The sequence below is a fragment of the Citrobacter sp. Cpo045 genome, assembly GCF_030332875.1.
In the GTDB taxonomy this organism is placed as follows: Bacteria; Pseudomonadota; Gammaproteobacteria; order Enterobacterales; family Enterobacteriaceae; genus Citrobacter; species Citrobacter portucalensis.
Map to the genome: position 1 here is coordinate 21,150 of NZ_JAOWGZ010000096.1, position 26,440 is coordinate 47,589.

General features: G+C 50.2%; 25 protein-coding genes, 1 pseudogene and 1 other annotated feature. Of the genes and pseudogenes, 10 read left to right on the plus strand and 16 right to left on the minus strand.

Translation table 11 applies throughout. The annotated features are described in order from the left end of the window. Positions 1-202: 202 nt before the first annotated feature. Both OGY13_RS11700 and OGY13_RS11705 read right to left on the minus strand, forming a co-directional pair. On the minus strand, positions 203-2,212 hold the full coding sequence (locus OGY13_RS11700) for an acyltransferase family protein (RefSeq protein WP_213752332.1): 2,010 nt from the start codon (positions 2,210-2,212) through the stop codon (positions 203-205). Between the two features lie 295 nt (positions 2,213-2,507). Beyond that, complete coding sequence (locus OGY13_RS11705; RefSeq protein WP_003020675.1) at positions 2,508-2,804, minus strand: YciI family protein; 297 nt, start codon at positions 2,802-2,804, stop codon at positions 2,508-2,510. A 215-nt stretch (positions 2,805-3,019) separates the two neighbouring features. On the opposite strand from OGY13_RS11705, the gene tonB reads away from it, so the two are divergent. Next, positions 3,020-3,748, plus strand: coding sequence for a TonB system transport protein TonB (tonB, locus tag OGY13_RS11710; protein WP_170974248.1), 729 nt, complete (start codon positions 3,020-3,022; stop codon positions 3,746-3,748). Between the two features lie 64 nt (positions 3,749-3,812). Here the strand turns inward: tonB and yciA are convergent, their stop codons facing one another. The 4 genes and pseudogenes from yciA to OGY13_RS11730 all read right to left on the minus strand — a co-directional run. Next, positions 3,813-4,214, minus strand: a complete 402-nt coding sequence (gene yciA / locus OGY13_RS11715) for an acyl-CoA thioester hydrolase YciA (RefSeq protein ID WP_008784945.1) — start codon at positions 4,212-4,214, stop codon at positions 3,813-3,815. Between the two features lie 165 nt (positions 4,215-4,379). Further along, a complete protein-coding gene (locus tag OGY13_RS11720; protein WP_003020667.1) occupies positions 4,380-4,919 on the minus strand; it encodes a septation protein A in 540 nt (179 codons plus the stop codon). A 54-nt stretch (positions 4,920-4,973) separates the two neighbouring features. Beyond that, positions 4,974-5,717: a YciC family protein gene (locus tag OGY13_RS11725; RefSeq protein WP_003020663.1), complete on the minus strand. Its 744-nt coding sequence runs from the start codon at positions 5,715-5,717 to the stop codon at positions 4,974-4,976. A 28-nt stretch (positions 5,718-5,745) separates the two neighbouring features. Next, a pseudogene (locus OGY13_RS11730) lies at positions 5,746-5,823 on the minus strand (YkgJ family cysteine cluster protein); the annotation flags it as partial. A 292-nt stretch (positions 5,824-6,115) separates the two neighbouring features. On the opposite strand from OGY13_RS11730, the gene ompW reads away from it, so the two are divergent. Further along, a complete protein-coding gene (gene ompW, locus OGY13_RS11735; protein ID WP_003833354.1) occupies positions 6,116-6,754 on the plus strand; it encodes an outer membrane protein OmpW in 639 nt (212 codons plus the stop codon). 421 nt (positions 6,755-7,175) lie between these two features. Beyond that, the gene (locus OGY13_RS11740) at positions 7,176-7,892 is read left to right on the plus strand and encodes a YebC/PmpR family DNA-binding transcriptional regulator (RefSeq protein WP_003020658.1); all 717 of its coding nucleotides are present in this window, start codon (positions 7,176-7,178) and stop codon (positions 7,890-7,892) included. Positions 7,893-8,283: 391 nt separating this feature from the next. Here OGY13_RS11740 and OGY13_RS11745 read toward each other — a convergent pair whose 3' ends face one another. After that, a complete protein-coding gene (locus tag OGY13_RS11745; RefSeq protein ID WP_250153154.1) occupies positions 8,284-8,721 on the minus strand; it encodes a hypothetical protein in 438 nt (145 codons plus the stop codon). 259 nt (positions 8,722-8,980) lie between these two features. On the opposite strand from OGY13_RS11745, the gene OGY13_RS11750 reads away from it, so the two are divergent. Together OGY13_RS11750 and OGY13_RS11755 are read left to right on the plus strand one after the other, a co-directional pair. Next, a complete protein-coding gene (locus tag OGY13_RS11750; RefSeq protein WP_103285304.1) occupies positions 8,981-9,256 on the plus strand; it encodes a hypothetical protein in 276 nt (91 codons plus the stop codon). 186 nt (positions 9,257-9,442) lie between these two features. Next, complete coding sequence (locus tag OGY13_RS11755) at positions 9,443-10,915, plus strand: GGDEF domain-containing protein (RefSeq protein ID WP_213752781.1); 1,473 nt, start codon at positions 9,443-9,445, stop codon at positions 10,913-10,915. Between the two features lie 32 nt (positions 10,916-10,947). Here OGY13_RS11755 and trpA read toward each other — a convergent pair whose 3' ends face one another. From trpA to trpL, 6 genes are all read right to left on the minus strand, one after another. Then, the gene (gene trpA / locus OGY13_RS11760; protein WP_111465494.1) at positions 10,948-11,754 is read right to left on the minus strand and encodes a tryptophan synthase subunit alpha; all 807 of its coding nucleotides are present in this window, start codon (positions 11,752-11,754) and stop codon (positions 10,948-10,950) included. Further along, positions 11,754-12,947, minus strand: a complete 1,194-nt coding sequence (gene trpB, locus OGY13_RS11765; protein ID WP_213752782.1) for a tryptophan synthase subunit beta — start codon at positions 12,945-12,947, stop codon at positions 11,754-11,756. Before trpB ends, trpA begins: the two co-directional genes overlap by 1 nt. Before the next feature lie 10 nt (positions 12,948-12,957). Then, on the minus strand, positions 12,958-14,316 hold the full coding sequence (gene trpCF / locus OGY13_RS11770; RefSeq protein ID WP_032944436.1) for a bifunctional indole-3-glycerol-phosphate synthase TrpC/phosphoribosylanthranilate isomerase TrpF: 1,359 nt from the start codon (positions 14,314-14,316) through the stop codon (positions 12,958-12,960). 3 nt (positions 14,317-14,319) lie between these two features. Further along, the gene (gene trpD, locus OGY13_RS11775; RefSeq protein WP_057067328.1) at positions 14,320-15,915 is read right to left on the minus strand and encodes a bifunctional anthranilate synthase glutamate amidotransferase component TrpG/anthranilate phosphoribosyltransferase TrpD; all 1,596 of its coding nucleotides are present in this window, start codon (positions 15,913-15,915) and stop codon (positions 14,320-14,322) included. After that, positions 15,915-17,477, minus strand: a complete 1,563-nt coding sequence (locus OGY13_RS11780) for an anthranilate synthase component 1 (RefSeq protein WP_213752783.1) — start codon at positions 17,475-17,477, stop codon at positions 15,915-15,917. Before OGY13_RS11780 ends, trpD begins: the two co-directional genes overlap by 1 nt. A 23-nt stretch (positions 17,478-17,500) precedes the next feature. Further along, positions 17,501-17,595, minus strand: a sequence feature (Trp leader region). Next, positions 17,572-17,616 (minus strand): trp operon leader peptide, encoded by a 45-nt coding sequence (gene trpL, locus OGY13_RS11785; protein ID WP_012905981.1) that lies wholly within the window; start codon positions 17,614-17,616, stop codon positions 17,572-17,574. (Overlaps the previous feature by 24 nt.) Positions 17,617-17,751: 135 nt before the next feature. Here trpL and rnm point away from each other — a divergent pair, with 135 nt between their 5' ends. The 3 genes from rnm to rluB all read left to right on the plus strand — a co-directional run bounded on the left by rnm (position 17,752) and on the right by rluB (position 20,223). After that, complete coding sequence (rnm, locus tag OGY13_RS11790; protein ID WP_060682125.1) at positions 17,752-18,630, plus strand: RNase RNM; 879 nt, start codon at positions 17,752-17,754, stop codon at positions 18,628-18,630. Further along, a complete protein-coding gene (locus OGY13_RS11795) occupies positions 18,627-19,247 on the plus strand; it encodes an L-threonylcarbamoyladenylate synthase (protein ID WP_003833336.1) in 621 nt (206 codons plus the stop codon). The genes rnm and OGY13_RS11795 overlap by 4 nt, the downstream gene beginning before the upstream one ends. Positions 19,248-19,347: 100 nt before the next feature. Further along, on the plus strand, positions 19,348-20,223 hold the full coding sequence (rluB, locus tag OGY13_RS11800) for a 23S rRNA pseudouridine(2605) synthase RluB (protein ID WP_003020625.1): 876 nt from the start codon (positions 19,348-19,350) through the stop codon (positions 20,221-20,223). Between the two features lie 83 nt (positions 20,224-20,306). On the opposite strand, the gene cobO is transcribed toward rluB, so the two are convergent. Together cobO and OGY13_RS11810 are read right to left on the minus strand one after the other, a co-directional pair. Beyond that, positions 20,307-20,897, minus strand: a complete 591-nt coding sequence (gene cobO / locus OGY13_RS11805; RefSeq protein ID WP_213752784.1) for a cob(I)yrinic acid a,c-diamide adenosyltransferase — start codon at positions 20,895-20,897, stop codon at positions 20,307-20,309. Continuing rightward, complete coding sequence (locus OGY13_RS11810) at positions 20,894-21,655, minus strand: YciK family oxidoreductase (protein WP_048216262.1); 762 nt, start codon at positions 21,653-21,655, stop codon at positions 20,894-20,896. The genes cobO and OGY13_RS11810 overlap by 4 nt, the downstream gene beginning before the upstream one ends. A 221-nt stretch (positions 21,656-21,876) precedes the next feature. Between OGY13_RS11810 and sohB the strand changes: the two genes are divergently transcribed. Then, a complete protein-coding gene (sohB, locus tag OGY13_RS11815; protein ID WP_032934465.1) occupies positions 21,877-22,923 on the plus strand; it encodes a protease SohB in 1,047 nt (348 codons plus the stop codon). 108 nt (positions 22,924-23,031) lie between these two features. Here sohB and OGY13_RS11820 read toward each other — a convergent pair whose 3' ends face one another. Then, on the minus strand, positions 23,032-23,283 hold the full coding sequence (locus OGY13_RS11820) for a YciN family protein (RefSeq protein ID WP_003020616.1): 252 nt from the start codon (positions 23,281-23,283) through the stop codon (positions 23,032-23,034). 397 nt (positions 23,284-23,680) lie between these two features. Here OGY13_RS11820 and topA point away from each other — a divergent pair, with 397 nt between their 5' ends. Next, positions 23,681-26,278: a type I DNA topoisomerase gene (gene topA, locus OGY13_RS11825; protein ID WP_003833325.1), complete on the plus strand. Its 2,598-nt coding sequence runs from the start codon at positions 23,681-23,683 to the stop codon at positions 26,276-26,278. Positions 26,279-26,440 lie beyond the last annotated feature (162 nt).

A 26,440-nucleotide genomic window follows, 5' to 3' on the forward strand; every position in this document is an offset into this window, starting at 1 on the left:
GTGTGGTCAGGTATTACTCGTTATCCTATTCTGTTAGTTTATTGTCTTTTGAGGGAAGTCATTATGTGTACAAATCTTTTTGACAACGCTCGTCGCTACACTGACGAGAAAAAGTAACAACCAAAGCCGCTATCTGCGGCTTTTTTACTTGAGTGAATATTAGTATCCGAATGGATATGATTCCCATAGTTCTGGTCAAGCGTCAAAGTTGCAGGGCGTTAGTTGCCTCGGTGTGTTCTGCTTGTTTAAATGCGCGTTGAAACATGGGGAGTAAAAGCCTACTGCCAAATGCACTTAGGTGGTTACTGTCTGAGTAAAGTGGACGTCCACCAGCATCTCCCCAACACCGCCCATCCTTGCAAAGATAGGGTAACGGATTGAGAATATTGACGCCGCAGTGCAGGGCCGCCTCATCTTGTGCTGCCCAAATGGCTGTTTGTCGCTGGTAATATTTATCGAGAGAAATAGATACTGTACTGTCTGACTTACCAAACATCAGTGCCCTGGCCATTGTATTAGGCACATCGACTGCCATTTCAGGAATAGGGCGGACCAGAAATACCCTCTGACTATTCTCTATGGAACACAGAGTTTTTACGAGTTGCTGGCTAAACTGCTGTGTTAAATTCTGATTGGGGTGTTCATTCGGCGTATCAAAAAATCCCATAGGAATATTAAAAAAATCGTCCTTTTCATTTTGTCCCAGGATAGCGAGGCTGCTTCTGTTGGCGATAAAGACGAGTTTATTTTTATATTCATTATTTAGTAAATTAATAGCTCGATCATTAAATAGTTTACAGTCATCATTAATATCATCTCTTCGTTTCATGCCTAACACTGTCGGACAGCTCGCATAGGTCATCTCAACCACCGCACCGGGTGCAGCCTCTGCGACAGCTGAAACCAGCATGCTTGCATGACTGTCTCCAAGGACAATGGCCGTTAACTCTCCTTTGCCATATCTGCACATAGGAGACTCGCTTCCTTTACCCGGCGCGAGCAGACATTTTTCAAATCGGACTGCGTAATCAAGTTTCGGGATCATCGCTAATTCAATTGCCGGGTTAATTCTGCCGTCGACTTGCTGATAACGAGCCCCTGCGGCCAATCCACCAGTGCTCAAAATTAACAGTAATAGTACCCAGCTCTGTTTGCGTGCAGGGGTTAGCGCAAGCTGTTTGCGTGTCGGAATCTCTACGAGCAATAAAGAGGTCTTTCCCAATAGCAAACTCATTACGATGCCAGTAGCAATCCACCAGGGATTGTGCTGTTTGTCGGCATAACTGAGCAGCACCGCCAGCGGCCAGTGCCACAGATAAATTGAATAAGAACTGGCACCTATCTGGCGAAAAATTGCCGTAGATGTAAAAAATGATCGCTGGCGATTAGCCGCAAGAACCAGCACGGTCCCCAACACAGGAACCACGGCATAACTTCCCGGCCATGGTCGTGTCACATCCAGGAGTGTGACTGACAGGGCAATTAAAATAAAACCCACCAACTCTAGTATCCGGGCTGGGCGTTGCGACATAGAATGCCGACGAGTTAGCCACCATACAGCTCCTCCAGCTAATAATTCCCAAATGCGGGTGGGGAGTAGGTAAAACGCACTACCTGGGAGTCGAGGGCTCACGTAAATTGATAGAGCTAATGACAGTACGCCTGCGGCGATAAGTGCAAACTTAACACCCTGCAGGCCAAACCAGCGCCAGAGTAAAATGCAGCCAACAGGCAACAAAATGTAAAATTGCCACTCCACCGAAAGAGACCATGTGTGCAGCAGCCAGTTTTCTCTGGAAGTGATATCGAAATAACCCGCTTCACGCCAAAACTTGAGATTGGAAACAAAAGTAAGCGCTGTGATCGCATTGAGTGCCAGCACATGATAATCAGCGGTGGGCAACCAAAACCAACCCAAGAAAAGTAATGTGCTACATAATACAATTAAGGCAGGAATAATTCGTCTGGCACGTGCCAGATAGAAACTCCATAATGAAAAATTGCCACGTTCAAGGCCGTTCACGATGATGGCGGTCATCAGGAAACCTGATATAACAAAAAAAACATCAACGCCGATAAAGCCACCGCTAAATCCGGGTACGCCAAAGTGATAAAATACGACCGCTAATACAGCCCATGCTCGCAGGCCATTGATATCATGGCGGAATGCTTTAGGAGAGGGAGAGGCGGGACGGAACGAATCAAAAGCCATAATTGACTAAAATCCCGTATAGCGTAACAACGCAGCCTGTCTGCATTGTGACAAATTAATCTCGACAGATAATAAAATACACTGAGGTTGAGTAAGAAACAATCAATGACACGCTAATAAACGGTCGTTGCTACCTTTTATAAGGGTACTTATCATTGCTTTGATATGCTGAATTAATGCATAGAGACGAGAAGTGAGGGCGTTTAGACTAATGTGCACCTAAATGCGCCCTCAATGGCTATGTATTTTGCTTACAGTTCAGTATTTTTATAAATGAAAATGGCCTTTTGTTTTGTCAAAATACTTTCTTGTAAGGTTTTACTGAAACCTGCGCATATACGCCCGCCGCAACATACGGATCGGCTTCTGCCCAAGCCTGTGCCGCCTCCAAAGATTCAAATTCGGCAATCACCGTCGAGCCGGTAAAACCCGCCGCACCGGGATCGTTACTGTCGACCGCTGGCATAGGGCCCGCCGTGAGCAAACGACCTTCGTCATGAAGGAGTTGCAGGCGAGCCAGATGAGCAGGGCGCACGGAAAGACGTTTTTCGAGAGAGTCTGCGATATCTTGAGCGTAAATAACATACAGCACGGGTAGAGCTCCTTGAACGGTAAAAGTCGTTAATAACGTTATTGGAAAGGCCTAACAACTGCAACGGAAAGATAACTGATATGTTAAGGCCATACTCTGAAAGTGGTTTTTTATCATAAAATCGCGTTTTAAATGTCAGTTAGCCCCACGGGCTTATTGAATATGATTGCTATTTGCATTTAAAATCAGGGCCTGGTTTTTTTACTGAAACGATTATGACTTCAATGACCCTTGATTTACCTCGTCGCTTTCCCTGGCCAACGTTACTGTCTGTCGGCATTCATGGTGCCGTAGTGGCTGGTTTGCTGTATACCTCGGTACATCAGGTTATTGAACTACCTGCGCCAGCGCAGCCGATCTCTGTCACGATGGTCGCGCCTGCCGATCTCGAACCGCCTCAGGCCGTTCAGCCGCCGCCGGAACCCGTTGTCGAGCCTGAACCGGAACCTGAACCGATTCCAGAGCCACCAAAAGAGGCGCCGGTGGTGATTGAAAAACCGAAGCCCAAGCCTAAACCGAAGCCAAAACCGGTGAAAAAGGTGGAAGAGCAACCGAAACGCGATGTTAAACCAGCAGAACCGCGCCCGGCCTCCCCAGTGGAAAATACGGCACCTACTCGCACAATGACCAATACCGCGCCGGCAACTACCAGCAAACCGGTGGTCAGTGCGCCATCGGGTCCACGCGCTTTAAGCCGTAATCAGCCTCAGTATCCGGCGCGAGCTCAGGCGCTGCGCATTGAAGGCCGGGTAAAGGTCAAATTTAACGTAACGCCGGATGGCCGGGTTGAAAATGTGGAGATCCTGTCGGCACAGCCTGCCAATATGTTTGAGCGTGAAGTGAAAAACGCGATGCGTAGATGGCGTTATGAAGCAGGCAAACCCGGTTCCGGGCTTGTGGTGAATATTGTTTTCAAATTAAACGGCACAACGCAGATCGAGTAAGCATCAGGCCGTCCGGCAATGATCAAGAGCGATGATTGCCGGATAGCAGTACTGACGTGTGCTATCAGACCAACGTGGGAATTGGACGCGGTTTCCCATCTTTATCAACGGCAACGTAGATAAACAGAGCTTCGGTGGCCTTATAGCGCTGCCCAATAGGTTCAGAAGCGACCTTCTTCACCCAAACTTCAATATTGATGCTGATCGAGGTTGTCCCGCGTTTCACACAGCGCGCATAGCAACACACCACATCACCTACGGCGACCGGGCGCAAAAAGCTCATCCCTTCCACTCGCACCGTTACCACACGACCATGTGCGATCTCTTTGGCCTGAATCGCGCCACCTATATCCATTTGTGACATCAGCCAGCCGCCAAAAATATCACCGTTCGCGTTGGTATCGGCAGGCATGGCCAGAGTACGTAAAACCAGTTCACCCTGGGGAGTGTTATTCGTTGTTGTCATTGTAGAACCGACTATAGAGAAAGATTACAGGCGCGATGCTACTAGAATTTGTGCGTTGAGAACAGAGGGGATGCGGCGTGCAGGGCAGATGTAAGTCAGGTTGTCAGCACAATGGAACGCGAGGGGATAAAAATTCGCCAGATCCGCAGATCTGGCGAGCATGAATTATGATTTATCTTCTTGCGGCAGATGACGGTAAATATAGACCCCACTCAGCAGCGTAAAGAATAAAGTCAGGGCGGTCAGGCCGAACACCTTGAAGTTGACCCAAATGTTCTGCGGTAGCCAAAATGCAATATAGATATTCGCCAGGCCACACAGGATGAAAAAGACGGCCCAGGCTAAATTAAGTTTCGACCACACCGGCTGCGGCAGGGTCAGCTCTTTACCTAACATGCGTTGAATCAGCGGCTTTTTCATCACCCACTGGCTAACCAGCAGAGCACCAGCAAACAGCCCGTAAATCACCGTTACTTTCCACTTAATGAATTCATCGTTGTGGAAAAAAATAGTCAAACCACCAAATACGGCCACCAGGACAAAGGTGATTAACGCCATCTTCTCGACCTTGCGATAGCGAACCCAACTGTAAATCAACACTACAGCCGTCGCGACAATCAGCGCCGAGGTCGCCGCATAGATGTCGTAAAGCTTATAAAAAGCAAAAAAGACAACCAGCGGTAAAAAATCAAGAAACTGCTTCATTCTTCGATTCCGTCATCAAAAGCACCGGGAACAAGCCCGGAATGCGTTCAGGGTTTATTGGCGAATCAGCATATACAGGCGGAACAAATAGATCAGCAACACGGCGGAGATCATATTGCTCAGCGTATTCGCCAATACCGCGCCTACATTCGGCGTAAGTACTGCAAAACTTGGCGCAAAAAGCAACAGCAGCGTTTTTGCCAGCAACCAACCGATCACTGCCGGCGCAACCAGTCGCATATTCGACCACGCCAGACGCATACTGTTGCGCATCGCGGCAAAGACACCCATTTTGTCCTGTACCAACATCACCGGTGCGAGTGCCAGCAGGATCGCCAGCAGAATACCGGGTACAACAACCAGCATAATACCGATTTGCACCAGCAGAGTAGTCAGAAAAATCAGAATAAACAGCTTCGGTAACACTGGCGCACTGGCGCCGATAGCACGTAACGCGCTGACGCGATGACCTGCTGAAATCAGCTGAATCATCAGGATGACCCCCCCGGCGAGGATGGCATTACCAATCAGACCGGAAAACGTCGACGCTGCGGATGCGCGTAGCAAAATTTGCTGTTGCTCCGGGGTCATGTTTTGCACCAGATCGAACAGCCCCACGCTGCTGGTTAACTGATCGCCTTCACTGAGTTGCGCAATTTGTGCGTCAGTGGGGGAAAAGGCATGCCCTAACACCACTGTGATAAACGCGCACAACAACGATACCAGCAAGATGGTAATGAATTGATTACGGAAAAAGTTTCCCGTGTCACGGTAAACGGATTTCGCCGTGATAGACATGCACTCTCCTTGAGTTTTGCAGGTGTTCATTTGCGGGCAATTGTACCCTGGATAACTCTACAGTGGCAGCATCGCGCGATGTATGGAAAAGCATATCTTTGTAAAGCTGCAGTAATTTTTGGCTATGACTTCAGCGTCGTGCATGAACGCTGTTTGTTATCTGCGCATCACGCGCAGATATCCATCACCCATCAGCAATGAGCTGGAGGTACTTGCACATTGAAAATATATCAAAATTGATCTGAATTAATTTAACCAGGATTTTGAATGCAAGTTCTAACTTAATCTGGATCAATAAATGTTAAATTATCAAAGTCAATGTGATCCATGTTAGATCACTTATTACTCCAATGTGGGTATATTCGTTCCGCTTTTATAACCATAACGATGGAGCGGACATGAAAAAATTAACAGTTGCAGCATTGGCTTTAACAACTCTTCTCTCTGGTAACGCATTTGCGCATGAAGCTGGAGAGTTCTTTATTCGTGCAGGTTCAGCCACCGTCAGGCCGACGGAAGGTGCAGGTGGTACGCTGGGCAGCTTAGGTGGCTTTGATGTCAGCAATAACACGCAGCTGGGTCTGACATTTACCTACATGGCAACCGACAATATCGGTGTTGAATTACTGGCAGCTACGCCGTTCCGCCATAAAATCGGCACTGCTGCAACGGGGGATATTGCCACCGTACATCATTTACCGCCGACGTTAATGGCGCAGTGGTACTTCGGTGACTCCAGCAGTAAACTGCGTCCGTACGTAGGTGTTGGGGTGAACTACACGACCTTCTTCGATGAAGGCTTTAACGATAACGGTAAAGAAACAGGGTTATCGGACCTGAGTCTGAAAGATTCCTGGGGGGCAGCAGGGCAAGTCGGTATGGACTATCTGATTAACCGCGACTGGCTGATTAACATGTCGGTCTGGTACATGGATATCGATACCACCGCAAGCTATAAAATGGGTGGCGTCCAGCAGCGAGACAGTGTACGCCTCGATCCGTGGGTGTTTATGTTCTCTGCGGGTTATCGTTTTTAAGTTCTTCTGCAAAACCCCTGCAAAACTGGTCATCAAGTGACCAGTTTTTTTTCATTCTTTTCCACGCGTGTCGTTGTCTTGAACGGCCATTATTTTGCTCCTCTGGCCTGACAAAATTTGTGTGTCGAAACCTCGCTATAAGCAGTGCAGCAGCAACTTTAATAGTAGAAGTGTTTGTCTGGAATATCACTTTTGTTTCTCTTCACTTATGCATTATTGCTGCGGACCATTTATTAAGAACAAAAAAGAACCAGAGGATAATTTATCAATAATGTTAACTATTGATAAAATTAAAGTAACATATCGTAAAATTCGAATATTTTTATTTTTAATAGACGAGGATTTATACGTCATGATATAATGTAATGCTAGGTTATTTAACTGTCGGCTATGTAAATGAATTTTCGAGGAGATCATTCCAGTGGGACGTAAGTGGGCAAATATTGTTGCTAAAAAAACAGCTAAAGACGGTGCAACGTCTAATGTATATGCAAAATTCGGTGTAGAAATTTATGCAGCTGCTAAACAAGGCGAACCAGACCCAGAATTAAATACATCTTTAAAATTCGTTATTGAACGTGCGAAACAAGCGCAGGTTCCAAAACACGTTATTGATAAAGCCATTGATAAAGCCAAAGGCGGCAGCGATGAAACGTTCGTGCAAGGGCGTTATGAAGGCTTTGGTCCCAGTGGTTCACTGATTATCGCTGAAACATTGACTTCAAATGTTAACCGTACGATTGCTAATGTCCGCTCAATTTTTAATAAAAAAGGTGGGAATATCGGGGCGGCTGGTTCTGTCAGCTATATGTTTGACAATACCGGAGTGATTGTATTCGAAGGAACAGACCCTGATCATATTTTTGAAATTTTGCTTAATGCTGAAGTAGATGTTCGTGATGTAACCGAAGAAGAAGGAAACATCGTTATTTATACTGAATCAACAGATCTTCACAAAGGCATTGCAGCTCTAAAAGCAGCAGGGATTACTGAATTCTCTACCACAGAATTAGAGATGATTGCTCAATCAGAAATTGAACTTTCACCAGAAGATTTAGAAGTCTTTGCAGGGCTTGTTGATGCCCTTGAAGATGACGATGATGTTCAAAAAGTATATCATAACGTTGCAAATCTCTAATGATAGATTAAAGGAATCTGTCATTATGGCAGATTTTTTTAACTCATAGAGTTGTTATGAAGAAGAATGTCTGGCCTGATATGTCTATTCTAAAAAATAGATAAAAACCACTATCTTAAAAAAGAAAATGTAATAATTAAAATCTCTGGCCTTAACTTTATAAGTACGCGATATCCTGCATCCACTCAGCGCCGCTATGAACAATTGAGATGTTAACTCCATCATTCCAGATCATTCTGATGCAAGCACAACGTGAGTTCCTCACTTATCGCTGTCCCGACATTATGAGTGAAGCTTTTCATCAGATAGTGTGGTCCGCTTCACGCTCAGAGTCGTCCAGCGATTGACAGTCTCAGGCAGTATGGAAACAATGAGTACAAGTACACTGTTATTACAAACTCGGATATTTTCCATCGTCATCAACTAAAAAAATCTGAGATAGATACCAGATATCATTTTCTTTGGACAACTGATATTCATAAATAGGTGAATAATACTGCCTTGATAATTTTGTCGTTACGACCGCTATTTTTTCAGTAATCTGAACCGATATGATCTTCTCTTGCTCAGGGTCATGACTAGACTCAGAACCAAAAGCTATAGGCTCGCCCTGAAAACCAGGTTTTGTATATTTTTTCAAAAGCTCATTCCAACCCTTCTGGGCCTGGAGCATAACTTCTTGCTTTCCATCGTTCTGATTTCTCTGAAATGACTGGTCATTCCAATATTTATAATCCCTCTGGAAAGCGGTGACTACCTGTTCCGGAGTATTTGCCAGTATGTCCCCAGCGCTTAAAAATCCAACGCTTAACACAACTAATTTAATCAACAGATGTCTCAACAAGTTCACCCATATTTGGTATGCTTTAAAGCAGTGTCTCGCAAGGGACTTTTTGAAGTCAACTTAATTAATAGCTGCACAACCAGGATGATTGAACTGTATAGATTCCGAGCATGCCTGACAGTGGTTAGCAACCAGGAAACATTCCCCTCGTTCTTCATTTAAACATTCTGGGGAAAACATCGAGCCTTTCTCCCCTTTGATGTAGTGCTACTCTTTAAGCAAAACAATTTTGAGGATATTGCTGATGATGTTGACCCGCCATCTGCTACAGCAAAAAATCGCACTTCTGGAACCGTTCTCCGAAGATCAAACGGCAGCGTTTGCCGTAAGTGCTGCACGTGAGTTATTGCTTTACATGGATAAAATTGAGGCGCTGGAGAAACTTATTGCGACTCCAGTTACACTACCTTATTGCAGCGCCAGTCCGGTTTGTGAGATTGAGGCGGGCTATGCCGCAGGCGTAAACGACTGCCGCGAGGCCATTCGACGGGCAGGGTATCCTATTGAAGGTGATGATTAGTTTGCGTTTATGTTAACAATTATGTGCTTTTATTGTATAAAACTGTAACCTAAGCGCGCGGCTGTGGGCTACATCAACTTACCTGCATCGGGGTGGCGAACATTCTCTATCAACGTACAACGCTGTTATGCAACAACATAAACGGGTAACCGATTTGGCAATACTGTTAACTATCAGGGTGGACTCGTGAAGATTGTGCAGGATAAGCTCAGAAACAGGCAGGCACTGCTGGTATCAGGGCTCATTACGTTGATATTTACGTCGTTGTTTCTGTTTATTATTTATGAACAGCGAATGGCCGCTGCCAGCGAAGGTGTTAACCGCCTGCAAGCGCGCATGATGGACATTTTTAACGACAACGAGCTGATCGCCGATGCGATTGGCGAGCGCTACCACCATATCAAAACGGGTGATCAATGCGGTGATATTTCACAGTTCGCCCCCCGGGATGAGAATGAATGGGGAATTAACGCCGACCCAAAGCGGCTGCATTCGGCAACGGGGACAATGGTTGCTCAGCAAACCAGCCACAACGCGCTGTGTATGTATACGGCGGCGGAGTTTATTCGCGGTATGGTCAATGAGCTAAACCCGGGCAGTTTTGATGCACATCGTTATATTATCGCCAAAAACTCAGATTATTTTTACTGGTTTATGGCTTCCGATTCGCGCAATTTCAGTTTCTCTAATTCTGAAATGGCGCGGGATATCACGCAATTTTTCTATCCCCCCGTCGATTTCTATACCCGACTGCTGCAGAAAAACGTCAAAAATAAAGCCCTCAGCTCAACGAATTTCTATACCGATAAAATTACCGGTGAAAAAGCTTACAGCGTGGTGAGTTATATCTACGATCTGTCTGGCAAAGAGATATCAGACCAAATCGTGGCTTATCTGGTCTATGACCATTCAAAGTCCGAATTGCAGGAAGCGTTAGCCCAGGCATTTGACTACCAAATTCCACCAGAATTGAACGTAGAATTGGTGAATTTGACCAACAATGAGAGTCTCTGTTTATCCGGTAAATGTACCGGTCAATCCCGCTTTATGGTGCGCAATTTTTCAGAGAAATATGCGCTGCACTATTCGTTATCATTAGGTCGTTTTATGACGCGCGACACGCATGCAGGTATCGTGATTCTGCTGGCGCCGTTTTTCTTCATCATGATCAGCTTCTCGTTAAAATCATGGCTGAACGAAAGTGACCTCAAGGTTTATATTGATACCCTGACCGGTTGTTTTAACCGCCGAATTCTCGACATCATCAAGCGTCGGGATTTATCACACTGCTCGGTGGTGCTACTTGACTGTAATAAGTTCAAGGCCGTCAATGACACCTGGGGCCACGCGGCAGGCGATCGTGCACTGCAAATTATCGCCAACAGGATGCTGTCAAACACCCGCACCAGTCACGATATTGTGATTCGTACCGGCGGGGATGAATTTATGATCCTGCTGTTTCGATCGCAGGCAACTGACGCTATAGCAATCGCGCAACGTATTAGTGGGCAGGTGACCAGCCATGTGTTTGTGGTGGATGGCCATACCGTGCCATTGTCAGTATCGTGGGGGATTGCAGAGGTGAATGGTGAACTTGATGTGGCCATTCAGAATGCGGATAGCGCTATGTATAGAATGAAGCACACGAAAGAAGGATAAAACCGCCAGAAATTTCTGGCGGTTGATTTAGCTTATTGGTGGGTGGCGGCTTTCATCGTGCTGACAAACGCTTTCAGCTCAGCCAGCATCTGTTCCGGTGCCGCAACATTTTTCTCAATGATTTTCACAATTGCCGAGCCGGAAATTGCACCGGCAGCACCGGCTTCAATAGCACCAGCGACCTGTTCAGGCGCAGAAATACCAAAGCCCTGTAAAGAAGGTGGCGCACCATATTCTTTCAGCTTTTCAACCAGATGATGCAGCGGTAATGCTGCACGATTTTCGGCACCGGTTACACCTGCACGTGAAAGCAGATAAGTGTAGCCACGACCATAAGAGGCAATCTGGCGTAGCAGTTCTTCATCTGCATTCGGCGGGCAGATGAAAATCGGCGCGATGTTGTGGCGCAGCGCTGCAGTTCTGAATGGTGCAGACTCTTCAACGGGAACATCGGCCACTAATACAGAATCCACACCCACTTTCTCGCACTGGGCGTAAAATTCATCAATGCCCTTACTGAAGACCAGGTTGGCATACATCAGCAACCCAATGGGAATCGTCGGATGCTTCTGGCGAATCAGCGCCAGCATTTCAAAGCATTGCGACGGTGTAACGCCGGCGGCAAACGCACGCAGGGTGGCTTCCTGAATAGTTGGGCCATCTGCCAGCGGATCGGAGAACGGAATGCCGAGCTCAAGCGCGTCGGCACCGGCTTCAATCAGCGTATCAATGATTTTCAGTGACTGCTCAACAGACGGATCGCCCAGGGTTACGAAGGGGACAAAAGCGCCTTCTTTGCGGTCCTTCAGCTGTGCAAACAGGTTTTCGTAACGTTCCATCAGATTTCCCCTCGCGCTTTCAAAATATCGTGTACGGTGAAAATGTCTTTGTCGCCGCGACCGGAGAGATTAACCACCAGCAACTGCTCTTTTTCTGGATTCTCACGCATCATTTTCAACGCGTGCGCCAGGGCATGGGAGGACTCCAGTGCCGGAATAATTCCCTCGTGCAGACACAGCGTTTTGAAGGCTTCCAGTGCTTCATCATCGGTTATTGAAACATAATCAGCGCGACCAATGCTGTTCAGGTACGCATGCTGTGGCCCAACTGACGGGAAGTCCAGTCCTGCAGAAATAGAGTAAGACTCTTCAATCTGTCCTTCTTCGGTCTGCATCATCGGGGACTTCATGCCGAAGTAAATCCCGACACGACCATGCTTCAACGGCGCGCCGTGTTCTCCAGACTCAATCCCATGACCGCCTGGCTCTACGCCAATCAGACCGACGCTGGTTTCATTAATAAAGTCGGCGAACATCCCGATGGCGTTAGAACCGCCACCCACGCAGGCGATAACGGCGTCCGGCAGACGACCTTCTTTTTCCAGAATCTGCGCCTTGGTTTCTTCACCGATCATGCGCTGGAACTCACGCACAATGGTCGGGAAGGGGTGCGGACCAGCCGCCGTACCGAGCATGTAGTGCGCGGTATCGTAGCTGCCAGACCAGTCGCGAAGCGCTTCGTTACAGGCATCTTTCAGCGTCGCGGAACCGCTGTGAACGGGGATAACTTCAGCGCCCATCAAACGCATACGGAAAACGTTAGGCGACTGACGTTCAACATCTTTCGCGCCCATATAAATACGGCATTTCAACCCCAGCAGTGCACTGACGAGAGCAGATGCAACACCGTGCTGACCCGCGCCTGTTTCGGCGATGATTTCCGTTTTACCCATGCGCTTCGCCAACAACGCCTGACCCAGCACCTGGTTGGTTTTGTGCGCACCGCCGTGCAGTAAGTCTTCACGCTTGAGATACAGCGTCGTGTTGGTGCCTTGAGTAATGTTCTGGCACTTGGTCAGTGCGGTTGGGCGACCCGCATAGTTTTTCAGCAGATCTGTAAACTGCGCCTGAAATTCAGGATCCTTTTGTGCGCTGACAAAAGCTTCTTCCAGCTGGCGCAGGGCAGGCATCAGAATCTGTGGCACATACATACCGCCAAATTCACCAAAGTACGGATTGAGTAATGTTGTCATGTCCTTTTCCTTAATATGCGCGCAGCGTCTGAAAGACCGAAGCCAGAAGACGTGCATCTTTGATGCCCGGCTGTGACTCTACGCCAGAATTGAAATCGAGACCGGCACAGCCGGTTTTTGCCGCGTCAACGCAGTTATCTGCGCCGAGTCCGCCAGCCAGTAAAACGTTATCCAGCGATTGTCCGCCTAAAAGTGACCAGTCGAAGCGTTGACCGCTGCCGCCCTGGCCGTTGTCGAAGACGTATTTATCGACATGCTGATAATCACGGGCTGGCAACGTCTCGCTGACGCTGAGTGCCTTCCAGATTTGCACCTGTGCGGGCAGTAAGTCGCGCAGGGCGTCAACATAGGACTGGTCTTCGTTACCGTGCAGTTGCACGGCAGTTAGTCCCAGCTCCGCCGCTGTTGCGCTCACGTCGGTAATATCTGAGTTGCGAAACACCCCGACGTATTGCAGCGGCGCGCCGGTCATGACCTCTCGCGCTTGTTCAACGTTGACCGCGCGCGGTGATGTGGGGACAAAAATCAAGCCGCCGTAAATGGCACCCGCTTCGTATGCCGCATTTGCATCCTGAGCCCGGGTTAAACCGCAGACTTTATTCTCGCCGAGCAGTACGCGACGCACGGCGACGTGCAGATCAGCATGCGACATCAGCGCAGAGCCAATCAGAAAACCGTTGGCGAAGTGGCTGAGCTCGCGCACCTGACCGTAAGTATTGATGCCGGACTCGCTGATGACGGTCACACCGTGACCCAGACGCGGTGCCAGTTGACGAGTGCGATTCAGATCAATCGACAGGTCGCGTAAATCACGGTTGTTGATACCAACGACTTTGGCGCCCAGTGCGATAGCACGCTCCAGCTCTTCTTCGTTACTGACTTCGGTCAGTACGCCCATTTTCAGGCTGTGGGCGACGGCGGCGAGTTGACGATATTGCTCATCATCGAGCACCGACAGCATCAGCAAACAGGCGTCCGCCTGGTAGAAACGCGCCAGGTAAATCTGGTAAGGATCGATAATAAAGTCCTTGCACAGAATCGGCTGCGGTGCGATGCGGCTGACGATAGGCAGGAAATCAAAGCTCCCCTGGAAATACTTCTCATCGGTCAGTACGGAGATCGCGGAAGCATAATGTTTATAGATGCTCGCAATCTGTGCCGGGTCGAAGTCATCACGGATCACGCCTTTTGATGGAGATGCTTTTTTGCATTCCAGAATAAAGGCGGTGCGTGCACCTTGCAGCGCATCGTAGAAATCACGTGAGCCAGGCTGAACATCATTTTGAAAGCTGGCCAGCGGTTGTTGCTGTTTGCGGGCTTCTACCCAAATCGCCTTGTCTGCGACAATTTTCGCTAAAACGGTTTGCATCATTTACCCTCTTGCTGCCAGTGCAGTGACGCGGTCATAGGCCGCACCGCTACGCAGTACATTAATCACGGTTTGCGCATTGGCTTTTAAATCTTCTTCACCGTGCAGGCGCATTAACATGGCGACATTCGCGGCAACAGCAGCTTCATGAGCGGCTTCACCTTTACCTTGTAACAAGCGACTAAGAATGTCACGGTTTTCTTCCGGCGTGCCGCCAGCCAACTGTTCCTGGTGGTAAGGCGTCAAACCAAAGTCTTCTGCCGTCAGTTGATAACTCTTGATTTCACCATCGTGCAGCTCTGCCACAATGGTCGGCGCATGCAGCGAAACTTCGTCCATGCCACCACTGTGCACAACGGCTGCTCGTTGATATCCCAGCACGCGCAGCGTTTCAGCAATCGGTAGCACCAGTTCCGGGCTGTAAACGCCGATCAGCGCCAGCGGCGGATGCGCCGGGTTAATCAACGGGCCGAGCACGTTAAACAGCGTGCGGGTTTTCAACTGCTGACGTACCGGCATGGCATGGCGAAAACCGGTGTGATATTTCGGCGCAAACAGGAAGCACACCCCGAGGTCGTCTAGCGCCTGACGGGATTTATCAGCGTTCATATCCAGATTGATGCCAAATGCCGCTAACAGATCCGAAGAGCCAGACTTGCTGGAGACACTGCGGTTGCCGTGTTTGGCAACTTTCAGTCCGCAAGCCGCCGCAACAAAGGCGCTGGCGGTAGAAATATTGATGCTGTTGCTGCCGTCGCCGCCGGTACCGACAATATCGGCAAACAGATAATCAGGGCGCGGGAACGGGGCGGCGTTTTCCAGCAGCGCGGTTGCCGCACCGGCAATTTCATTCGGGTGTTCGCCACGAATTTTCATGCTCACCAGCGCCGCAGCCAGTTGTTCCGGCTTCAGTTCACCGCGAACGACTGCGGAAAACAGCTGGTGACTTTCCTGCTGGGACAGCGTCTGGGCCTGATACAGTTTCTCCAGAATGGGTTGCAGCGTATTGGTTTGTTCAAGCTTCTGTTGCGCCCAGGCCAGCGTTTGTTCCAGCAAACGCGCGCCCTGGGTGGTCAGAATTGATTCCGGATGGAACTGGAAGCCGCAGACGCGATCGGTATCGTGACGTACCGCCATCACCATGCCGTTAAAGTGGGCGTTAATGGTCAATCCAGCAGGTACGTTGCTGCCAACCAGCGAATGATAGCGTGCCACCGGCAGCGGATTCGCCAGACCAGAAAACATCGCCTGACCGTCGTGTTCAATGCTGGACGCTTTGCCGTGAAGGATCTCTCCGGCCTGACCCACATATCCACCATAGGCTTCAACAATGGCCTGGTGTCCCAGACAAATACCGATGATTGGCAGCTTGCCGCGCAAACGGGTTAACAGCTCCGGCATGCAACCTGCCTCGCTTGGCGCGCCTGGTCCTGGAGAAAGCATCAGCACCGGATTTTTCATGGTTGCTAAGCGGTCAATCAACGTCTGGGCCGGAATATGGTTGCGGTAAATCACCACGTTGTGACCATTAGTACGCAGTTGATCCGCCAGGTTATAGGTAAAAGAATCGATGTTATCAAGCAGCAGAATGTCAGCCATTAGAAGGTCTCCTGTGCGTGGTGCGCGGTAGCGATAGCACGCAGAACCGCGCGCGCTTTATTACGGGTTTCATCGGCTTCAGACTGCGGTACAGAATCCAGAACAATCCCGGCACCGGCTTGTACGGTGGCAATACCGTCTTCCACGAGGGCGGAGCGAATGACAATACAGGTATCCAGATCGCCATGCGCCGTGAAGTAACCTACCGCACCGCCGTAGCTGCCACGGCGACGACCCTCGGCCTCGGCGATAAGCTGCATGGCGCGAACTTTTGGCGCTCCGCTTAACGTGCCCATATTCATACAGGCGCGGTAAGCGTGCAGCACATCCAGATCGCTACGCAATTCGCCGACCACGCGCGAAACCAGGTGCATAACGAAGGAGTAACGATCGACTTTGGTGAGGTCAGCAACATAGCGGCTGCCAGGCGTACAGATGCGCGCCAGGTCGTTACGCGCAAGGTCAACCAGCATCAGGTGCTCAGAAAGCTCTTTATGGTCGGTACGCATCTCCAGCTCGATACGGCTGTCGAGATCGCGATCAAGCGAACCGTCCGCACGACGACCGCGCGGGCGAGTACCAGCAATCGGGTAGATCTCAATCTGGCGGCTGGTGGCATCGTATTTCAGCGAGCTTTCCGGGGAGGCGCCAAACAGCGTGAACTCGTTGTCTTGCATGAAAAACATGTATGGGCTGGGGTTACTTTTCTTCAGCACATAGTAGGCCGCCAGCGGAGATGGGCAGGGCAGCGAGAAACGGCGGGATGGCACCACCTGGAAAATTTCGCCCGCGCGAATCGCTTTTTGCATGCCACGAACTACGGCGCCAAACTCTTCATCGCTCTGATTGCACTCGCAGCGCATCTGCGGGACTTCAGTGACCGGCAACGGCGGCGCAGGCTCGGTAAGCTGCTGGCTCAACTGCGCCAGACGAGCGTTAATACGCTGTTTTTCCGCATCATTGGGGGTAAAAATACTGGCCTGAATACGGGTGCTTTTTTTCTGGTGGTCGATAACCATCAGCGTTTCTGCCAGATAGAAGCAGTAGTCAGGGCAACGGTTGCCCGCTTCAAGCTGAGGTAAATCTTCAAAACCGGCAACCAGATCGTAAGAAAACAGACCGCCGAAGAACATCGCTTCACGTTCTTGCGCTGGAACATTAACCAGCTCCTGCAATAAACGGAATGCATCAAATACGGACAGGGAGCATAAGCGGGCGTCTTCATCGAGCAGAGGGCTGACGGCAGGGAATCGCAGATGACGACCATTCGGCTGTTGTTCGTTCTCAACGCCAGCGGGCAGGGCAGCATCCAGCAGCGACAGCAGCGATGCGCCGTTTGCGGACAATGCCTGAATAGTGACAGTGTCACCGAGAGCGGTAATGCGTAATGCGCTGTCGACCAGCAGCAGGCTCTTCAGATCGTCTTTGCTGTCGATATCTGCAGATTCCAGCAGCAGTGTTGCTGGACGTGCGCCACACACTTGATGAAACAGCGCCGTCGGATTCTCACGGTAGGCGGCATCGCAGGCAAGCAGTTCGAGTGTCGGTTTTTGAGTTTGCATCGTTATTCTCATTAATTTTGTTCAAAAAAAAGCCCGCTCATTTGGCGGGCCGGGTATCTGGTTGCATATTGCAGACGTAAGACACTGCCCGAAATCAGGAAGTGCGCCACCAACCGTGCAGAACAAATGTTGCTTTCATCTCAGATACCTTCTTCATGTGAACTTGCGTACTAGTTAACTAGTTCGATGGGATAAAGTCAACACCTGATTTCAGTATATTTGTCGAAACCGCTATGATGGGCGTGATACGACATTTATTGAAACGGGAGCCGCCTTGAGCGACACGAATTACGCAGTGATTTATGACCTGCACAGTCATACTACAGCCTCCGATGGGCGATTAACGCCAGAAGCCTTAGTACACCGTGCGGTAGAGATGCGAGTCGGTACACTGGCGATCACCGATCATGACACCACGGCCGGCATTGCGGCGGCAAGAGAAGAAATTTCACGTTCAGGTTTAGCCTTAAATTTGATCCCTGGCGTCGAGATATCAACGGTCTGGGAAAACCATGAGATCCATATAGTGGGTCTGAACATTGATATCGCCCATCCCATGATGTGTGAGTTTCTGGCGCAACAAACGGAACGTCGTCAGCAGCGTGCACGCCTGATTGCTGAACGACTCGACAAAGCGCATATCCCCGGCGCGTGGGAAGGGGCGTTACGCCTGGCTGATGGCGGGGCGGTTACGCGGGGCCATTTTGCGCGTTTCCTGATGGAATGTGGAAAAGCCACAACCATGGCGGATGTCTTTAAAAAATATCTTGCCCGTGGGAAAACCGGTTACGTTCCGCCACAGTGGTGTACAATAGAACAAGCTATTGATGTCATTCATCATTCTGGCGGTAAGGCTGTTCTGGCTCATCCTGGGCGGTACGATCTTAGCGCTAAGTGGCTGAAAAGACTGGTTGCACATTTTGCTGAACATCGCGGCGACGCGATGGAAGTAGCACAGTGCCAGCAGTCTCCCAATGAACGCACCCATCTGGCGACGCTTGCGCGTTCGCATCAACTGTGGGCATCGCAAGGGTCTGATTTTCATCTACCCTGCCCATGGATTGAGTTGGGCCGTAAACTTTGGTTGCCCGCAGGCGTAGAAGGCGTCTGGCAACTTTGGGAGCAGCCCGCGATCACAGAGAGGAAAGTATGAGTCAGTTTTTTTATATTCATCCCGAAAACCCGCAGCAGCGACTGATCAATCAGGCCGTTGAAATCGTGCGTAAAGGTGGGGTGATCGTCTATCCAACCGATTCCGGTTATGCGTTGGGCTGCAAAATTGAAGATAAAGGCGCCATGGAGCGCATTTGCCGCATCCGTCACCTGCCGGACGGACACAACTTTACGCTGATGTGTCGTGACCTGTCCGAACTGTCGACCTATTCGTTTGTCGACAACGTGGCATTCCGTTTAATTAAAAACAACACGCCGGGTAACTACACCTTCATCCTGAAAGGGACGAAAGAAGTTCCGCGCCGTTTGTTGCAGGAAAAACGTAAGACCATCGGCCTGCGTGTGCCATCGAATCCGATTGCGCTGGCGCTGCTGGAAGCACTGGGCGAGCCGATGCTCTCTACATCGCTGATGCTGCCGGGCAGTGAATTTACTGAGTCAGACCCAGAAGAGATTAAAGACCGTCTGGAAAAACTGGTGGATTTGATTATTCACGGTGGCTATCTCGGTCAGCAGCCGACCACGGTCATCGATTTAACCGACGATTCCCCGGTGGTGTTGCGTGAAGGCGTCGGCGACGTTAAACCTTTCTTATAAGGGCGCGAACCGCTATACTACGCGGCCTTAAAATGGCGCTGACTGGCGCCGTTGATTCTCCTGTTCGACGCCTGTGAAGGCGACATCTAAAGGAAGCTCTATGAGCGAAAAGTTACAAAAAGTGCTGGCGCGCGCTGGCCACGGTTCTCGCCGTGAAATCGAATCTATTATTGCCGCGGGTCGCGTGAGCGTTGATGGCAAAATTGCCACGCTCGGCGATCGCGTTGAAGTCACTCCGGGTCTGAAAATCCGTATCGACGGTCATCTGATTTCGGTTAAAGAGTCTGCGGAGCAAATCTGCCGCGTTCTGGCCTATTACAAGCCAGAAGGTGAACTGTGTACCCGTAACGACCCGGAAGGTCGTCCGACCGTGTTCGATCGTTTGCCAAAACTGCGTGATGCGCGCTGGATTGCCGTAGGGCGTCTGGACGTGAATACCTGCGGTTTACTGCTGTTTACCACCGATGGTGAACTGGCTAACCGTCTGATGCACCCAAGCCGTGAAGTTGAACGTGAATATGCGGTACGTGTGTTTGGTCAGGTTGATGATGCCAAACTGCGCGATCTGAGTCGTGGCGTACAGCTGGAAGATGGTCCGGCGGCATTTAAAACGATCAAATTCAGCGGTGGTGAAGGGATCAACCAGTGGTATAACGTCACGCTGACCGAAGGGCGTAACCGTGAAGTCCGTCGCCTGTGGGAAGCTGTAGGTGTACAGGTAAGCCGTCTTATTCGTGTTCGTTACGGTGATATCCCGCTGCCGAAAGGCCTGCCGCGTGGTGGCTGGACCGAGCTTGACCTCGCGCAGACCAACTATCTGCGTGAACTGGTGGAGCTGAAGCCGGAAACGACATCTAAAGTTGCCGTCGAGAAAGATCGTCGTCGCATGAAGGCAAATCAGATCCGTCGTGCGGTGAAGCGTCACTCACAGGTCGGTAGTAGCCGTCGTCCGGGTGGTCGTAGCAACAACGGTTAATCATGAGTAGGCCTGATGAGCAAAGCGCCATCAGGCGTTAGCGTGGAGCCGGATGCGGCGCAAGCGCCTTATCCGGCCTACTGTCAGTAATCAATCCCTATCTGGGCCTTCACGCCCGCTTCAAACGCATGCTTGACCGGGCGCAACTCGCTGACCGTATCCGCTAACTCCAGAATATCGCGATGACATCCACGGCCGGTGATAATCACCGTTTGATGGGCAGGGCGCGCGTTTAGGGCAGTGATGACCTCTTCAAGCGGCAGATAGTCGTATGCCACCATGTAGGTCAGCTCGTCCAGCACCACCATATCCAGTTCATCGTCGGCCAGCATCCGCTTACCGTGTTCCCACACGGCCATACAGGCCGCGGTGTCGGACTCACGGTTTTGCGTTTCCCAGGTAAATCCTGTCGCCATAACCTGAAACTCTACGCTGTGGGGTTCAAGTAAGTTACGTTCTCCGTTTGGCCACGTACCTTTAATAAATTGTACGACGCCGACTTTTTTACCGTGGCCCACCGCGCGCGTGGCGGTACCGAATGCGGCGGTGGTTTTACCCTTACCATTTCCGGTGAATACGATGATGATCCCGCGCTCGTCCGTAGCGGCGGCAACGCGTGCGTCAACCCGATCTTTTACGCGCTGTTGACGTTGCTGATAGCGTTCTTCACTCATTGGGCAATTCCTGGTTTACGGCCCGGCTGGGCGTCAAAAGTCATACCGGTTTTACGGCGGCTGTCATCGCCCATCAGCCACAGGTAGAGCGGCATAATATCGGCGGGAGTTTTCAATTTTTGTGGATCTTCCGTGGGGAATGCGCTGGCTCGCATACCTGTTCGTGTTCCACCAGGATTGATACAGTTTACGCGCAGATGACGGTTTTGATACTCATCAGCCAGAACCTGCATCATCCCTTCGGTCGCAAATTTTGAGGTGGCATATGCACCCCAATTGGCGCGTCCCTGGCGGCCAACGCTGGAAGAGGTAAAGACCAGCGATCCGGCATCGGATTTGAGTAACAACGGCAGCAATGCCTGAGTCAGCATAAAAGTGGCATTCACATTTACCTGCATCACATCCTGCCAGACCAGCGGGTTTTGTTCACTCATTGGGCAAATATCGCCGAGTAATCCGGCGTTATGCAGTACGCCATCCAGACGCGGGAAATGTGCGGCAATGCGTTGCGCAAGCTGGTGACATTCTTCAGAGGTACAGGTCAGTAAATCCAGTGTAAACCACTGTGGTTGTGTTCCGTTTTCATCGGCGATAGTGCGGGCAACCTGACGCAGTTTTTCTTCGTTACGCCCAAGCAGGATAACGGTCGCGCCATAGCGTGCATAGGTCTGCGCGGCTTCGCGTCCGATACCATCGCTGGCACCGGTGACAAGAATAATGCGGCCCTGTAAAAGGTCTTGTTTAGGTTGGTAATGCACGGCTACTCCTCGGCGACGCCCTGGCCATCTCGTTCGCAATAACTTTTGGGCTTTATGCCTTAAACCCTGTTCTTTTTCAATCAGCCAAAGGCAATAACACCGCAAAATGAACGCTTTGTCATGCTTTTTACTGATTCAGCACTGGATGTATGAAGCAAGACGAGGTGACACGCCTGTTGTACACTGAGCGGAAGTCGCGTTGTTTAACCAAGGTGGGTCTCGTGGAATTGTTGTCTGAATATGGGTTGTTTTTGGCAAAAATTGTCACTGTCGTGGTGGCTATTGCAGTGGTGGTGATGCTGATCGTAAACGCGACACAACGCAAACGTCAGCGTGGGGAATTGCGGGTTATTAACCTCAGCGATCAATATAAAGAGATGAAGGAAGACCTGTCGCTGGCCTTATTGGATGGGCATCAGCAAAAATTCTGGCATAAAGCGCAGAAAAAGAAACAGAAGCTGGAGGCGAAGGCCGCCAAGGCAAAAGCAAAACTGGGTGACAGTACGTCATCAGATAAACCTCGTGTATGGGTGCTTGATTTTAAAGGCAGTATGGATGCCCATGAGGTCAGCGCATTACGCGAAGAGGTGACGGCGGTGCTGGCGGTTGTTAAACCTCAGGATCAGGTGGTGGTTCGTCTGGAAAGCCCGGGCGGTGTGGTACATGGTTATGGCCTGGCTGCGTCCCAGTTACAACGCCTGCGCGATAAGCAGATCCCGCTGACCGTCACGGTAGATAAAGTCGCTGCGAGCGGCGGATATATGATGGCCTGCGTGGCAGATAAAATTGTCTCGGCGCCGTTTGCTATCGTCGGCTCAATTGGCGTGGTAGCGCAGATCCCGAACTTTAACCGCTTCCTGAAAGGGAAAGATATTGATATCGAACTGCACACCGCCGGACAGTACAAGCGTACGCTGACGCTGCTTGGCGAGAATACGGAAGAAGGGCGGCAGAAATTCCGTGAAGATCTGAACGAAACGCATCATTTGTTTAAAGATTTTGTGCATCGTATGCGCCCGACTCTGGACATTGAGCAGGTTGCCACGGGTGAACACTGGTTTGGTCAACAGGCGCTGGCAAATGGGCTGGTGGATGAGATCAATACCAGCGATGAGGTGATCCTCGGGCTGATGGAAGGTCGTGAAGTGTTGAACGTTCGCTATCTGCAGCGTAAAAAGCTGATGGATCGTTTTACCGGTAGTGCGGCGGAGAGCGCCGATCGTTTGCTGATGCGCTGGTGGCAGCGGGGGCAGAAGCCACTGATGTAAAATTGTCATTGCCGGATAGCGATGCTCACACATCCTATCCGGCCTACAAATAGGCATCAATGTAGGCTGGATAAGGTGTTGCCGCCATCCGGCAAATTATTTCTCGAGTTAATCGATCAAGTGATACTTTTCAGAAAGTACGTGCGCCAGGTGTTTAAACATATTAAACACAGCCGTACTTTTGGGCGTTGGTAGCCCTTGCTCGTCTAAAAAGTAATCTCCGCTGAAAACCAGCACGCCGTTTCGCTGCGTAACGCCGGTGGCGACAATCCCCGCCAGCGTGTCCTCATGCTCACGAATGATTTTGTTGGCTTCAATCAGCAGTGTTTCGCGATCGATGGGTTGAGTGTCTTTATGCATGATTTACTCCTTAAACAAGGACATTAGTCTACGCTGAGCCCGCCTTATGGGCAAATATTCCCTGACATAAATGAAGGTTTTACGACAGTGTTACAACTGGCGAGATTTGTTTTTGCATGCTAATAAAGTTGCGTAACGCATTTTATCAGGTACAGTGTGACGCTTTCGTCAATCTGGCAACAGATTTGCTTGACATTCGACCAATACTTCGTCGTGCTAGAGCGTTTGTGAGAAAAAAGCCTGTTAACTCAGTTACATGAGAGTTACATTACAAGCGCGAAACAGTTTAAGGGGTTGATATCCGCCGACGCAGAGACCATATCGATGTCTCGTCGCCAGTGGAAGGTGAATCAACGTGCGACGCATTCTGGAAGAATCAAATTAGGTAAAGGTGAATATGGGTAAAGCTCTTGTCATCGTTGAGTCCCCGGCAAAAGCCAAAACGATCAACAAGTATCTGGGTAATGACTACGTGGTGAAATCCAGCGTCGGTCATATCCGTGATTTGCCGACCAGTGGCTCAGCAACTAAAAAGAGCGCCGACTCAACCTCCACCAAAACGGCTAAAAAGCCCAAAAAGGATGAACGTGGCGCTCTCGTCAACCGTATGGGTGTTGACCCGTGGCACAACTGGGATGCGCGCTATGAAGTGCTGCCTGGTAAAGAGAAAGTTGTTTCTGAACTGAAGCAACTGGCTGAAAAAGCCGACCACATCTATCTCGCAACCGACCTTGACCGCGAAGGGGAAGCCATTGCATGGCACCTGCGGGAAGTCATCGGTGGCGACGACACCCGCTACAGCCGCGTGGTGTTTAACGAAATTACCAAAAATGCTATTCGCCAGGCGTTTGAAAAACCGGGCGAGTTGAACATCGATCGTGTTAATGCGCAACAGGCGCGCCGCTTTATGGACCGTGTTGTGGGCTATATGGTGTCGCCACTGCTGTGGAAAAAAATTGCGCGTGGTCTGTCTGCCGGTCGCGTACAGTCTGTGGCTGTGCGTCTGGTGGTTGAGCGTGAACGCGAAATCAAAGCATTTGTTCCAGAAGAGTTCTGGGAAATTGATGCTAACACGACCACGCCGGGCGGCGACGCGTTGCCGCTTGAGGTGACGCATCAAAATGATAAACCGTTCCGTCCTGTAAATCGGGAACAAACGCTTGCCGCTGTTAGCCTGTTGGAAAAAGCGCGCTATAGCGTCCTGGAACGTGAAGATAAACCGACCAGCAGCAAGCCGAGCGCACCGTTCATTACCTCCACGCTACAGCAGGCTGCGAGCACGCGTCTGGGCTTTGGTGTGAAGAAAACCATGATGATGGCGCAGCGCTTGTATGAAGCGGGTTACATCACTTACATGCGTACTGACTCAACCAACCTGAGCCAGGATGCTGTCACCATGGTTCGCGATTACATCAGTGATAATTTTGGCAAAAAATATTTGCCGGAGAGCGCGAACCAGTACGCCAGCAAAGAGAACTCGCAGGAAGCACACGAAGCTATCCGTCCTTCCGATGTCGCCGTACTGGCGGAGTCGCTGAAAGATATGGAAGCCGATGCGCAAAAACTGTATCAGCTGATCTGGCGCCAGTTTGTTGCTTGTCAGATGACGCCAGCGAAATATGACTCTACCACCCTGACCGTGGGTGCGGGTGATTTCCGTCTGAAAGCGCGTGGTCGTATTCTGCGCTTCGATGGTTGGACCAAAGTGATGCCAGCGCTGCGTAAGGGCGATGAAGATCGCATCTTACCGGCGGTGGACAAAGGCGATACCTTGACGCTTATCGAGCTGACACCTGCGCAGCATTTCACCAAGCCGCCTGCGCGCTTCAGTGAAGCTTCGCTGGTTAAAGAGCTTGAAAAGCGTGGCATTGGTCGTCCATCCACCTATGCGTCGATCATCTCTACGATTCAGGATCGCGGTTATGTTCGCGTTGAAAACCGTCGTTTCTACGCTGAAAAAATGGGTGAAATCGTCACCGATCGTCTGGAAGAAAACTTCCGCGAACTGATGAACTACGATTTTACCGCGCAGATGGAAGACAGCCTCGACCAGGTGGCGAATCACGAAGCCGAATGGAAGGGCGTACTCGACAACTTCTTCACTGATTTTACTCAGCAGTTAGATAAAGCCGAGAAAGATCCTGAAGAAGGCGGTATGCGTCCGAACCAGATGGTGCTGACCAGCATTGATTGCCCGACCTGCGGACGCAAGATGGGTATTCGTACCGCCAGTACCGGCGTTTTCCTTGGTTGCTCCGGCTACGCACTTTCCCCGAAAGAGCGTTGCAAAACCACCATTAACCTGGTGCCGGAAAACGAAGTATTGAACGTGTTGGAAGGCGATGACGCGGAAACGAACGCATTGCGCGCCAAACGCCGCTGCCAGAAGTGCGGTACAGCAATGGACAGTTATCTCATCGATCCTAAGCGTAAATTGCATGTGTGTGGTAATAACCCAACCTGCGACGGCTACGAGATCGAAGAGGGTGAATTCCGTATCAAGGGTTATGACGGTCCTATCGTAGAGTGCGAAAAATGTGGTTCTGAAATGCACCTGAAAATGGGACGTTTCGGCAAGTACATGGCGTGTACTAACGACGAGTGTAAAAACACCCGTAAGATCCTGCGTAACGGTGAAGTTGCTCCGCCGAAAGAAGATCCGGTTCCGCTGCCGGAACTGCCGTGTGAAAAATCTGACGCGTATTTCGTGTTACGTGATGGTGCTGCAGGTATCTTCCTGGCGGCCAATACGTTCCCGAAATCACGTGAGACTCGTGCGCCGTTGGTGGAAGAGTTGTACCGCTTCCGCGATCGCCTGCCGGAAAAACTGCGTTATCTGGCAGATGCGCCGCAAACAGACCCGGATGGTAACAAGTCTATGGTTCGTTTCAGCCGTAAAACCAAGCAGCAATACGTTGCCGCTGAGAAAGACGGTAAGGCGACTGGCTGGTCCGCGTTCTTCGTTGACGGTAAATGGGTAGAAGGGAAGAAATAACAGCGTTACGGCTGAATTTCTCCTCAAAGGGTCGCGTAAGCGGCCCTTTTTGTTTCTGGCATATTATTTTTTGTCATACCTATACAGCGTACATATAAATGATATAGTGGTTATAGTTAACAGACTTTTTATTATTAAATCGTATTAGCAGCGCCCACGAGC

Coding starts and splice junctions, on each gene's coding strand:
- OGY13_RS11780 (WP_213752783.1), bottom strand. CDS start 17,477: ATGCAAACTCAAAAACCGACACTCGAACTGCTTGCCTGCGATGCCGCC.
- trpCF (WP_032944436.1), bottom strand. CDS start 14,316: ATGCAAACCGTTTTAGCGAAAATTGTCGCAGACAAGGCGATTTGGGTA.
- OGY13_RS11700 (WP_213752332.1), bottom strand. CDS start 2,212: ATGGCTTTTGATTCGTTCCGTCCCGCCTCTCCCTCTCCTAAAGCATTC.
- OGY13_RS11725 (WP_003020663.1), bottom strand. CDS start 5,717: ATGTCTATCACGGCGAAATCCGTTTACCGTGACACGGGAAACTTTTTC.
- OGY13_RS11750 (WP_103285304.1), top strand. CDS start 8,981: ATGATGTTGACCCGCCATCTGCTACAGCAAAAAATCGCACTTCTGGAA.
- yciA (WP_008784945.1), bottom strand. CDS start 4,214: ATGACAACAACGAATAACACTCCCCAGGGTGAACTGGTTTTACGTACT.
- cobO (WP_213752784.1), bottom strand. CDS start 20,897: ATGAGTGAAGAACGCTATCAGCAACGTCAACAGCGCGTAAAAGATCGG.
- rluB (WP_003020625.1), top strand. CDS start 19,348: ATGAGCGAAAAGTTACAAAAAGTGCTGGCGCGCGCTGGCCACGGTTCT.
- ompW (WP_003833354.1), top strand. CDS start 6,116: ATGAAAAAATTAACAGTTGCAGCATTGGCTTTAACAACTCTTCTCTCT.
- topA (WP_003833325.1), top strand. CDS start 23,681: ATGGGTAAAGCTCTTGTCATCGTTGAGTCCCCGGCAAAAGCCAAAACG.
- OGY13_RS11820 (WP_003020616.1), bottom strand. CDS start 23,283: ATGCATAAAGACACTCAACCCATCGATCGCGAAACACTGCTGATTGAA.
- tonB (WP_170974248.1), top strand. CDS start 3,020: ATGACTTCAATGACCCTTGATTTACCTCGTCGCTTTCCCTGGCCAACG.
- trpA (WP_111465494.1), bottom strand. CDS start 11,754: ATGGAACGTTACGAAAACCTGTTTGCACAGCTGAAGGACCGCAAAGAA.
- OGY13_RS11795 (WP_003833336.1), top strand. CDS start 18,627: ATGAGTCAGTTTTTTTATATTCATCCCGAAAACCCGCAGCAGCGACTG.
- trpD (WP_057067328.1), bottom strand. CDS start 15,915: ATGGCTGACATTCTGCTGCTTGATAACATCGATTCTTTTACCTATAAC.
- OGY13_RS11720 (WP_003020667.1), bottom strand. CDS start 4,919: ATGAAGCAGTTTCTTGATTTTTTACCGCTGGTTGTCTTTTTTGCTTTT.
- trpB (WP_213752782.1), bottom strand. CDS start 12,947: ATGACAACATTACTCAATCCGTACTTTGGTGAATTTGGCGGTATGTAT.